8 protein-coding genes are annotated in these 10,218 nt (G+C 65.9%); 2 read left to right on the top strand and 6 right to left on the bottom strand.

Going from position 1 to position 10,218, the window contains the following annotated elements; translation table 11 throughout:
• The 5 genes from GEV02_RS30660 to GEV02_RS30640 all read right to left on the bottom strand — a co-directional run.
• Positions 1-473 (bottom strand): toll/interleukin-1 receptor domain-containing protein (locus tag GEV02_RS30660; protein WP_152841596.1); only part of this gene is annotated, 473 nt, incomplete at its 3' end.
• A gap of 8 nt (positions 474-481) precedes the next feature.
• The gene (locus GEV02_RS30655; RefSeq protein WP_152841595.1) at positions 482-1,351 is read right to left on the bottom strand and encodes a Tll0287-like domain-containing protein; all 870 of its coding nucleotides are present in this window, start codon (positions 1,349-1,351) and stop codon (positions 482-484) included.
• A gap of 137 nt (positions 1,352-1,488) precedes the next feature.
• Positions 1,489-2,115, bottom strand: a complete 627-nt coding sequence (locus GEV02_RS30650; RefSeq protein WP_152841594.1) for an FxDxF family PEP-CTERM protein — start codon at positions 2,113-2,115, stop codon at positions 1,489-1,491.
• 189 nt (positions 2,116-2,304) lie between these two features.
• Entirely contained in the window at positions 2,305-5,088 is a 2,784-nt protein-coding gene (locus GEV02_RS30645) for a M16 family metallopeptidase (protein WP_152841593.1), read from the bottom strand.
• 98 nt (positions 5,089-5,186) lie between these two features.
• Entirely contained in the window at positions 5,187-6,833 is a 1,647-nt protein-coding gene (locus tag GEV02_RS30640; RefSeq protein ID WP_152841592.1) for a M28 family metallopeptidase, read from the bottom strand.
• A gap of 204 nt (positions 6,834-7,037) precedes the next feature.
• On the opposite strand from GEV02_RS30640, the gene GEV02_RS30635 reads away from it, so the two are divergent.
• Both GEV02_RS30635 and GEV02_RS30630 read left to right on the top strand, forming a co-directional pair.
• Positions 7,038-8,003 (top strand): DUF2167 domain-containing protein, encoded by a 966-nt coding sequence (locus GEV02_RS30635; RefSeq protein ID WP_152841591.1) that lies wholly within the window; start codon positions 7,038-7,040, stop codon positions 8,001-8,003.
• A gap of 4 nt (positions 8,004-8,007) precedes the next feature.
• On the top strand, positions 8,008-8,721 hold the full coding sequence (locus GEV02_RS30630) for a site-2 protease family protein (RefSeq protein ID WP_152841590.1): 714 nt from the start codon (positions 8,008-8,010) through the stop codon (positions 8,719-8,721).
• Between the two features lie 13 nt (positions 8,722-8,734).
• Here GEV02_RS30630 and GEV02_RS30625 read toward each other — a convergent pair whose 3' ends face one another.
• Positions 8,735-10,135, bottom strand: a complete 1,401-nt coding sequence (locus GEV02_RS30625) for a GntP family permease (protein ID WP_152841589.1) — start codon at positions 10,133-10,135, stop codon at positions 8,735-8,737.
• Positions 10,136-10,218: the final 83 nt, after the last annotated feature.

The raw sequence follows: 10,218 nt of genomic DNA, 5'->3' as shown, positions 1-10,218 counted from the left end.
GCAGCAGCGGCGGCCGCAGCGGCCGTCGCCGCGTCCAACGCCGCCGGCGACGACGGCACGGCCGGCGGCAAGCGCTCCAGCAGCATCGCCACGCAGTGGCACAGTTCGTCCAGGTGTTGTTCCAGGTCGCCGGTGATGGCGTCGAGCCAGTGCTGGGTGCTGATGAAGTACTCCAGGCTCTTCGACAGCGGCACGTTCTCGATGCGGAACGGCAGCACCATCAAGCCCTTGTTGACCGCGCGCTCGACTTCGCGCCGCACCTGCGGCGAGTTGTTGGCGCTGGCCGAAAAGATCAGCACCAGCATCTTGGCCTGCTCCATCGCGTTGATGATGGACTCGGCCCAGTCGTCGCCGGGACGGATGTCGCGCGGCGCCACCCAGCAGCGGATGTCGGCCGCCTCCAGCCGATGGCAGATGGCGTCGGCAAACACCTTGTCGACATGCGAATGGCTGAGGAAAACGTCGACGCCCATCGCGCACCTCAAGCCAGCAAGGCCATGGCTTTTTCCAGGCTGCGGCGCAGGCGGTTGAAGGCCTGGCCCAGCACGGCGATCTCGTCCCTGCCGCCGGCCGGGAACGGCGCCGCATCCATCTGCCCGGCGCTGACGGCGTCGGCGATGTGGCTGATGCGCCGCACCGGCCGCAGCACCAGCAGGTAGAACATGGCGTTGAGCGCCAGCAGCAGCGCGCCGAAGGTCAGCGCCATGCCGCCCATGATGAGCGTGTAGGCGCGTTCGGCCTCGCGCTGCGGCACCGCCAGCGGCACCGAGACGATCTGGCTGCCGATGGTCTCGCCCAGCTTCCAGCCGAAGCCGTTGTTGACGCCGTACAGCGCCTTCATCGTGGCCGGCGCCGCGGCCGGCGTGCTGTGGCAGGCCAGGCAGCGGCCGTCGCTGATGCGGATCGGCCGCGCCAGGTACAGCGACGGGCCGGACGGCGTCTGGCGGTCGCCGATCACTTCCTTCAGTTCGGTGTGGTCGCGGAATTGCCGCACCACGTCGGCCTCCCAGTCGGCCACCCGGTCGCGCGGATTGGTCGGGTTGAGCGCCGCTTCCTTGTAGCTGAAATCCGGATGCGTCTGGTGCAGCTTGTTGAAGCTTTGCGTGGCCGCGTACGACGGCACCGACTGCGGCAGGAAGGCCGTCAGCATGCCCTCGGCCAGCAGCGGCTTGACTTCGTTGGTGGTGTACTCGCGGGCCGCCATGGCGGCGTCCATCATCAGGCTGGCGTGGGTGACCACTTCGCGCCGGGCGTTATCGCGCAGCACATCGCGCGTCATGGCGGCGGTGGCGAACCAGCCCAGTCCAAAGATCAGCAGCAGCAACAGGTTGAATTTGTACAGCAGCTTCATGGAGCAGGCACCTGTGCGCGAAAGAATGCCGAAATACTATCATGAAACTCTAACAACTTTTCCGCCTTCCGCCGCGCGCCCATAAAAAAACCCCGCCGGCGCAACGCCGGCGGGGTTTTGCTGTGCAGCGGTCCGGCTTAGCGGGCGCGCTTGCGGCGGGCCACCACGCCCAGCAGGCCGAGGCCGGCGACCAGCATCGCGTAGGTGCCCGGTTCCGGCACGGCGGCGGTGACCGAGACATTGTCGATGAAGGCGGTGGCGTCGTAGTTGGTCTGGCCGGCAAAGCTGAGCACGGTGTTGCCGGCGGTGGTGAAGGTCAGCGACTTGGCGGTCCACGCCGCGCCGTAGTTGACCGCTTCGGTCGACAGCACGTTGCCGCCCACGGATACCTGGTAGGTCTCGGTCGGGCCGCCGTAGTTGCCGCGGCCGGCGTCGATCCACGACAGCGTGTAGGTGCCGGCCGCCAGCGTCAGCGACTGCTCGATGTGGCTGGTGCCCTGGATGCCGACCAGGAAATCGCCGGCCGGCGTGTTCGGATTGCCCCAAGGGCCGCTGGACGACGACATCAGCGGGAAGGCGCCGGTCCAGCCGGTGACGGCGCCGCATTCGTACGGGCCGTTCAGATAGCAATAGCTGCCGGCAGACAGGGTGAAGCTGGGGTCTTCGAAGCTGCCGTTGACCACCAGGTTGGCCGCCTGCGCGGTACCGGCCAGACTCAAGGCGGCCATGGCTGCTGCAACTGCGGCGAGGATTTTTTTGTTCATTTCATGTACTCCTGACAGGTTGGGACACGCCGGACGTCCGGCAAAGTGATGTCAGTAAAACATATTTCATGTCTTATGTACACATAAATTATCTAAATACAACACAAATTCTTTTTGAGCAATATTTCTGACGAAGTAAGCGGGCAAAAAAATCCCCGCCGCCGCGGGGATTTCAGGCTGCCGGCAGGCTTATTGCACCGGCTTGCCGTCGGCGTCGAGCTTGCGCACTTCGCCCAGGTTCAGCGCGCGCACGCCGGCCTCCACCTTGCTCAGGTCGCCCACCACCAGCCAGGTCAGCTTGCCCGGCGCGATGGTGCGCGCCGCCAGCGCGTTGGCTTGCTCCGGCGTCATCGCCAGCACCTTGCCGGTGAAGCTGTTGTAGTAGTCGGCCGGCAGCTTGTACTGCAGGATGGTGCTGTAGGCGCCGGCCAGTTGGCCCGACGTCTCGAACGAGCCCGGCAGGCGCAGCGTTTCGTTTTCCTGCGCGCTGCTCAGCTCGGCCGCGGTGATCGGCTTGGCGCCGGCGATGTTGGCGTATTCCTGCACCAGTTCCTGCAGGGCCGCGCCGGTCTTGTCGGTCTGCACCGGCGAGGTGCTCAGGTACAGGCGCTGGCCCACGGCCGGCGGCAGGCTGGCGTTCACGCCATACGACCAGTGCTTGTCTTCGCGCAGGTTCATATTGATGCGCGAGCTGAACGTGCCGCCGAAGATGTTGTTGACCACTTGCAACTGCACCGCGTCCGGCGCGTTGCGCGGCGGCGCCAGTTGCACGCCATAGATCACGCTTTGCAGCGCGCCCGGCTTGTCCATCAGGTAGACCACCGGTTTTTCCGGCGGCGCGACCTGGGCCACATTCTTTTGCGGCACCGCGCCGGCCTTCCAGCCGCCGAAGGTTTTTTCCAGCAGCGGCGTGATTTCCGCCAGCGTGGTGTCGCCCACCACCAGCAGCGTGGCGTTGTTCGGCTTGAACCAGGTCGCGTGGTATTTGACCAGGTCGTCGCGGCTGATGCGCGCCACGGCGGCCTCGGTGCCGGTGCCGGTCAGCGGCAGGCTGTAGGCATGGCCCTGGCCGTAGATCAGGCCCGGCATCACGCGCAAGGCCATCAGCTGCGGATTGCTTTTCTCGCGGGCGATGGCCGCCAGCCGGTCCTTCTTCAGACGCTCCAGTTCGTTCTGCGCGTAGGCTGGATGCAGCAGCACGTCGGCGTAGATATCCAGCGCTTTCGGCAGCGTCGGCTTGAGCGCGTTGAGCTGGACAAAGGCGCCGTCCAGGTTGCTGCTGGCCGAGTACTCGGCGCCCAGCGCTTCGAACTCTTCGCTGATCTTCAGCGCGCTGCGGCCGGTGCTGCCCTCTTCCAGCATGCGCAGCGACAGGCTGGCCAGGCCAGGCAAGTCCTGCGAATCGGACGCATAGCCGGCATCGACCATCATCGACAGATTGACCACCGGCGCGCTATGGCGTTCGGCCAGCACCACCTTCAGGCCGTTCGACAGGGTGGCGCTCTGCATGGCCGGCAGCTTCAGCGATTCAGGCTGGCCCAGCGCCGGCGGCGCGCTGCGGTCCAGCTTGGCGCCGGCGGACAGATTGGTCGGGAAAGGCTGCACGTCCAGCACGTAGTCGCCATCGGCCAGCCACTCGTTCATCGCCTGCTTGATGGCGGCCGGGGTGGCGGCCTTGATCGCCTTCAGGTAATCCTTGTAGCAGTCCGGGTTGCCGGTGTAGGTGGTGCACGCGGCCAGCAGGTCGCTCTTGCCGCCGAAGCCGCCCACGCGCTCGACGATGCGGGTGTAGCGCGCCAGGATCGCGGTCTTGGCGCTCTCCAGCTCGGCCGCGGTCGGGCCGGACTTCATCAGCGCGCGCAGCTCTTCGTCGGCGGCCTGCTCCAGCTTGCGGGTGTCGGCGCCGGGACGGGCGGTCAAGGTCAGCTCGAACTGGCCGGCGATTTCCGACGAGTCGTTGCTGGCGCTGGCGTTGGTGGCCAGCTGGTCCTTGTACACCAGGCGCTTGTAGAAGCGCGAGGTCTTGCCGCCGCCCAGCACGTGCGCGGCCAGGTCCAGCAGCGGCTCGGTCGCGGTGTGCGCGCCCGGCACGTTCCACACGCGGTAGATGCGCGCCTGCGGCACGCGGTCCTGCACGGTGCCGCGGTGGGTGCCGCTGCGCTTGGCGATCCACGCCTCATGCTTGGCCAGCGGCGGGCCGGCCGGGATCTCGCCGTAGTATTTCTCGACCTTCTCGCGTGCCTGTTCCGGCGTGATGTCGCCGGCCAGCACCAAGGTCACATTGTTCGGGCCGTAGTTGGTCTTGAACCATTCCTGCACGTCCGTCATCGAGGCCGCGTCCAGGTCCTTCATCGAGCCGATCACGGTCCACGAATACGGGTGGCCGGCCGGCCAGGTGTTTTCCGTCAGCAGCTGATACGCCACGCCGTAGGGCTGGTTCTCGCCCTGGCGCTTTTCGTTCTGCACCACGCCGCGCTGCAAGTCCAGCTTCTTCTGGTCCAGCACGCCGAGCAGATGGCCCATGCGGTCGCTCTCGGCGAACAGCGTGTAGTCCAGCATCGAGGTCGGCACGTTCTCGAAATAATTGGTGCGGTCGGTGTTGGTGGTGCCGTTCAGGTTGGTCGCACCGATGCGCTCCATGGCGTTGATGAAAGTGCCCTGGTTGAAGTGGTCGCTGCCGCTGAACATCAGGTGTTCGAACAGGTGGGCGAAGCCGGTCTTGCCGGCCTTCTCGTTCTTCGAACCGACGTGGTACCAGGTGTTGACCGCCACCACCGGCGACTTGTGGTCTTCATGGACCAGCACGGTGAGGCCGTTCTTCAGCACGAACTTGGTGTAGGCGATATCGGGGATGCCGATCTCGGCGTTGGCGGCTTTGGCGGCCTTGGCCGGCTCGGCGGCGTGCAGCGCGCCGCCGGTCGACAGCAGGGCGATCGAGGCGGCCAGGATGGTGCGGCGTAGTGACAGGGTCATGCGAAATCTCCGTGAGAGGAATGCAGCTGCAAAAAAAAAGCGCACCGGCATAACAGCGGGTGCGCAAGCATTCTATTGCTTTTTAGTTAAATTGGCGACTATTTGCGTTTCGCCGAGCTGGCGTCGCGGATGGCGCGGAATTCGGCGTCCTGCGCCCAGTTCGGCCAGGCGGCGGAGTCGGCCAGATCGCGGCCCAGGCCGTACAGCAGGCCGAGGTCGCGCGCCATGCCGGTGAACGGCCAGGCGGCGCTCCATTCGTCCGACGGCTGGTGGTAGTTGTTGCTGGTGTAGTCCTCTTCCGCCTTGTGGCCGGCCGCCGTGCCGCCGTCGATCCAGTCGTCGCCGGAACCGTAGGAAATCGCCGGCACGCCGCGCTTGGCCAGCGGGAAGTGGTCGGAGCGGAAGAAGTGGCCCGCTTCCGGTTTCGGATCGGGCGCGTAGGCCATGTCCATCTGCTTGGCCTTGGCGATCAGCTGGTCCAGCAAGTCCAGCTTGGCGCTGCCGGAAATGGTGAAGTTGCGCGCCGGGCCGTAGGGGCTGAGCGCATCCATGTTGATCATGCCGGCCGTCTCCGCCAGCGGATACAGCGGATAGGCGGCGTAGTATTCGGAGCCGAGCAAGCCCTTCTCTTCCGCCGTCACCGCCAGGAACAGCACGCTGCGCTGCGGCGCCGGCGCCTTGCCGTAGGCGCGCGCCAGCTCCAGCAGCGCGGCGATGCCGGTGGCGTTGTCGACCGCGCCGTTGTAGATCTTGTCGCCCCTGGCGTCGGGCAGGCCCACGCCCAGGTGGTCCCAGTGCGCGCTGTACATCACGGTCTGCTCGGGATGGGTGCTGCCGATCACGCGGCCGGCCACGTTCTTCGACACGATGGTTTGCGCGTCGACCGCGTAGCTGGCCGTCAGCGTCACGCCCTTCAGCTGCACCGGCTTGAAGTTGCGGGTTTGCGCCAGCTTCTTGAGCGCCTCGAAATCCTGGCCGCCGCGCTTGAACAGGTCGGCCGCGAGGTCGCGCTGTATCCATGCCTCCATAGGCGCGTGCGCCATGCCCGGCTGCTTGCGGACGATGTCGTACATGACGTTGGTGTTGGAATTCTTCACCGTGGCCCAGCCGTAGGAAGCCGGCGCGGTCTCGTGCACGATGATGGTGCCCAGCGCGCCGCGGCGGGCCATCTCTTCGTACTTGTAGGTCCAGCGGCCGTAGTAGGTCATGGCCTTGCCGCCGAAGTCGCCGACGCCGCTCTCGAAGTCGGGATCGTTGATCAGCACCACGGCCAGCTTGCCGCGCAGGTCGAAGCCCTTGAAGTCGTCCCACTTGCGCTCCGGCGCGTTGACGCCGTAGCCGACGAACACCAGCGGCGCGTTGCGGAAGTCGACCTGCTTGCTGCCGTTCATGGCGGCGCGCACGGCCATGTCCTCGCCCTGCTTGAGTTCCTGGCTGGCCTTGCCGTCGCTGACGACCAGCTTGACCGGGCCCTTGATTTCAAAGCGGCCCAGCGGCACATCCTGGGTCCAGCTGCGCTGGGTCTTCTGGCCCTTGAGCAGGTCGCCGCCGGGCTGCAGGCCGGCGGCCTTGAATTGTTCGATCAGGTAGTTGACGGTCTTGGTTTCGCCGGCCGTGTTCGGTCCGCGGCCTTCGTATTCATCCGACGCCAGCACTTTGACGTCTTGCGACAAATGCTTGGCATCGAACTCCGGCCCGGTGGCTGCCTGAGCGGTAGCGGCGGCGGCCAGAGCACAAATGAGCATGGTGTTTTTCAAATCTGTCTCCGTAATTATTTTTTGATTGGACTGCGCGGCAATACTGACATGAAATCAACTCGGCAGCAATCGCACGGTCGTGCGCAGAGCCTGCCCTTCTGTACCCTTTTTTCCACACTGGCCGCCACTGGAAGTAATTACCAAATACGCAATAGTTTCCTGTAAGATATGGTTTTCTTACAAGGAGTAACGATGCGCCTGATCCTCGCCACCCTGTTGAGCCTGACCCTGAGCGCGCCGTTGCTGGCCGCGCCCGAGCCGGCCCCGGCCCCGGCGCCGCCCATGACGGAGCAGCAATTCCTGGCCGGGCTGCATTTCCAGACCGGAAAGATCACCCTGCCCGGCAACATCGCCACGCTGGACCTGCCGCCCAGCTTCCGCTACCTGTCGCCGGAAGACGCCGGCAAGGTGCTGGTCGACGGCTGGGGCAATCCGCCGGGCGCGCAGACGCTGGGCATGATCTTGCCGGCCGACGTCAACCCGCTGAGCGCGGCCGGCTGGGGCGTGATCGTCACCTACGACAAGGATGGCCACGTCAAGGACGACGACGCCGACAGCATCAACTACGCCGAGCTGCTGACGCAGATGAAGGAAGCCATCGCCGACCACAACACCGCGCGCAAGGAACAGGGCTATGCGGCGATGACGCTGATCGGCTGGGCCGAGCCGCCCAGCTACAACAAGGCGCAGCACAAGCTGTACTGGGCCAAGGAGTTGCACACCGAGGGCAGCAAGGAGAACGGTCTGAACTACAACATCCGCGTATTGGGCCGCGAGGGCGTGCTGGTGCTCAACGCCGTGGCCGGCATGGAGCAGATCGCCCAGGTCAAGAGCGAGATGAAGAACGTCACCGCCTTCACCGACTTCACGCCGGGCAACCGCTACGGCGACTTCGACAGCAAGACCGACAAGGTCGCCGAATACGGCCTGGCGGCGCTGGTGGCCGGCGGCATCGCGGCCAAGCTGGGCTTCTTCGGCAAGATCTTCGCGCTGCTGCTGGCGTTCAAGAAGATCATCCTGATCGGCATCGCCGCCGCCGGCAGCTGGCTGTACAAGGCCTTCGGCCGCAAGAAAGCGGAAGCGGCCGCAGTCGAGCAAGCCGCCGCAGAGCCGGCCGCCAGCGAAGCGCCGGGCGTCGACCTGAGCAAGCGGGATTGAGGCGATGGGCAAGCTGATCCTGTGGCTGCTGGCCGCCGGCAAGATGGGCAAGCTGCTGACCACCTGCGGCACCATGCTGATCTCGATGGTGGTGTACAGCTGGGTGTTCGGATGGCGCTACGCGGTCGGCTTCGTGCTGCTGATTTTCGTCCACGAGATGGGGCACTACGTGGCGGCGCGGCAGCGCGGCCTCAACGTCGGCGCGCCCACCTTCATTCCCTTCGTCGGCGCCTGGATCGCCTTGAAGGAAGTGCCGCACGATGTCGAGACCGAGGCCTACATCGGCTTCGCCGGGCCGCTGGCCGGCACCGCCGCCGCGCTGGCCTGCTACTTCCTCGCGCGCGAGACCGACAGCCGCCTGCTGCTGGCCCTGGCGTACTCGGGCTGCATGCTCAACCTGTTCAACCTGATCCCGATCTCGCCGCTGGACGGCGGCCGCATCACGGCCATCATCTCGCCCAAGGTGTGGCTGGCCGGCGTGCCGCTGCTGGCGGCGCTGTTCTTCTACAGCCCCAGCCCGATGCTGATCCTGGTGGCCGTGCTGGCCTACCCGCAGATCAAGGCGGCGATCTGGGGCGATCCCGACAAGCCCGAGCAGTACTACGAGGTGGCGCGCGACACCCGCATCAACTACGGCGTGCTCTACCTAGGACTGGTGGCCTTCCTCGCCATGATGAGCTACAGCGTGCACGGCATGCTGGACGGCACCGGCGGCTAGCAGCGCTGCGCCATCAGACCAGCCCGGTCAGGTAGTAGACCGCGATGACGAAGAACACCGCCGTCGTCTTGATCAGCGTGATGGCGAAAATCTCCTTGTACGACTCGCGGTGCGTCAGGCCGGTGACGGCCAGCAGCGTGATGACGGCGCCGTTGTGCGGCAGCGTGTCCATGCCGCCGCTGGCCATCGCCACCACGCGGTGCAGCACCTCCAGCGGAATATTGGCCGCCTGCGCGCCCTTGATGAAGGTGTCGGCCATCGCCGCCAGCGCGATGCTCATGCCGCCCGAGGCCGAGCCGGTGATGCCGGCCAGCGAGCTGACCGACACCGCCGCGTTGACCAACGGATTGGGCACGCTGCGCAAGGCGTCGCTGACCACCAGGAAGCCCGGCAGCGAAGCGATCACGCCGCCGAAGCCATATTCCGACGCGGTGTTCATCGCCGCCAGCAGCGCGCCGCCGACCGCCGCCTTGGTGCCGTCGGCGAAGCTGGTGCGGATGCGGCCGAAGGCGGTCGCCACCACCAGCAGTATGCCCAGCAACAGCGCGCCCTCCACCGCCCAGATGCCGATGACGGTCTTGACCGGCACCGTCACCGCCGCGTGCAGGCCGGGCAAGGCTTCCGTGGTCAGCGCGTAGGTCTCGCCGTACCAGCCGGGGATCTGCTTGGTCAGCACGAAGTTGGCCACGCCCACCAGCATCAGCGGCGCCACCGACAGCAGCGGATGCGGCAGGCCGGTGCTGGCGGCGTGGGCGGCGTCCTTGGCGCTGGTGGCGCCGTAGCCTTCGCCGGCGGCCATCGCCGAGCGGCGCCGCCATTCGAGGAAGCTGAGGCCGACCACGATGATGAACAGCGAGCCGATCACGCCCAGCCACGGCGCGGCCCAGCCGGTGGTCTTGAAGAAGGTGGTGGGAATGATGTTCTGGATTTGCGGCGTGCCGGGCAGCGAATCCATGGTGAACGAGAACGCCCCCAGCGCGATCGCGCCCGGCATCAGGCGCTTGGGGATATTGCTCTGGCGGTAGAGTTCAGCGGCGAACGGGTAGACCGCGAACACCACCACGAACAGCGACACGCCGCCGTAGGTCAGCAAGGCGCACACGGCGACGATGACGGCGTTGGCGCGCGAGCGGCCGATGTACTTGATCGCCGCCACCACGATGGCTTCGGAAAAGCCGGACAACTCGATCAGCTTGCCGAACACGGCGCCGAGCAGGAACACCGGGAAGTACAGCTTGACGAAGCCGACCATCTTCTCCATGAAGATGCCGCTGAACACCGGCGCCACCGCGCCCGGGTCGGTCAGCAGCACCGCCCCCAGCGCCGCCACCGGCGCGAACAGGATTACGCTGTAGCCGCGATACGCGGCCAGCATCAGGAACACCAGCGCAGCCAGGACGATCAGAAAGGACATGCGGACTCCTTCGATTCAAATAAGATCATCTTATTGTAATGACAAACTTGAGTTCGCGTAGCTGGACTGAAAGCAGAGCGCCG

It is taken from the genome of Rugamonas aquatica (assembly GCF_009380215.1).
Lineage (GTDB): Bacteria > Pseudomonadota > Gammaproteobacteria > Burkholderiales > Burkholderiaceae_D > Rugamonas > Rugamonas aquatica_B.
The sequence above is the reverse complement of the archived record's forward strand: the minus strand, read 5'-3'. Positions and strand labels throughout refer to the sequence as shown.

Excerpts from the sequence above, each read along its gene's own strand:
- GEV02_RS30625 (WP_152841589.1), bottom strand. The coding sequence starts at position 10,135 with ATGTCCTTTCTGATCGTCCTGGCTGCGCTGGTGTTCCTGATGCTGGCC.
- GEV02_RS30650 (WP_152841594.1), bottom strand. The coding sequence starts at position 2,115 with ATGAACAAAAAAATCCTCGCCGCAGTTGCAGCAGCCATGGCCGCCTTG.
- GEV02_RS30645 (WP_152841593.1), bottom strand. The coding sequence starts at position 5,088 with ATGACCCTGTCACTACGCCGCACCATCCTGGCCGCCTCGATCGCCCTG.
- GEV02_RS30640 (WP_152841592.1), bottom strand. The coding sequence starts at position 6,833 with ATGCTCATTTGTGCTCTGGCCGCCGCCGCTACCGCTCAGGCAGCCACC.
- GEV02_RS30655 (WP_152841595.1), bottom strand. The coding sequence starts at position 1,351 with ATGAAGCTGCTGTACAAATTCAACCTGTTGCTGCTGCTGATCTTTGGA.
- GEV02_RS30630 (WP_152841590.1), top strand. The coding sequence starts at position 8,008 with ATGGGCAAGCTGATCCTGTGGCTGCTGGCCGCCGGCAAGATGGGCAAG.
- GEV02_RS30635 (WP_152841591.1), top strand. The coding sequence starts at position 7,038 with ATGCGCCTGATCCTCGCCACCCTGTTGAGCCTGACCCTGAGCGCGCCG.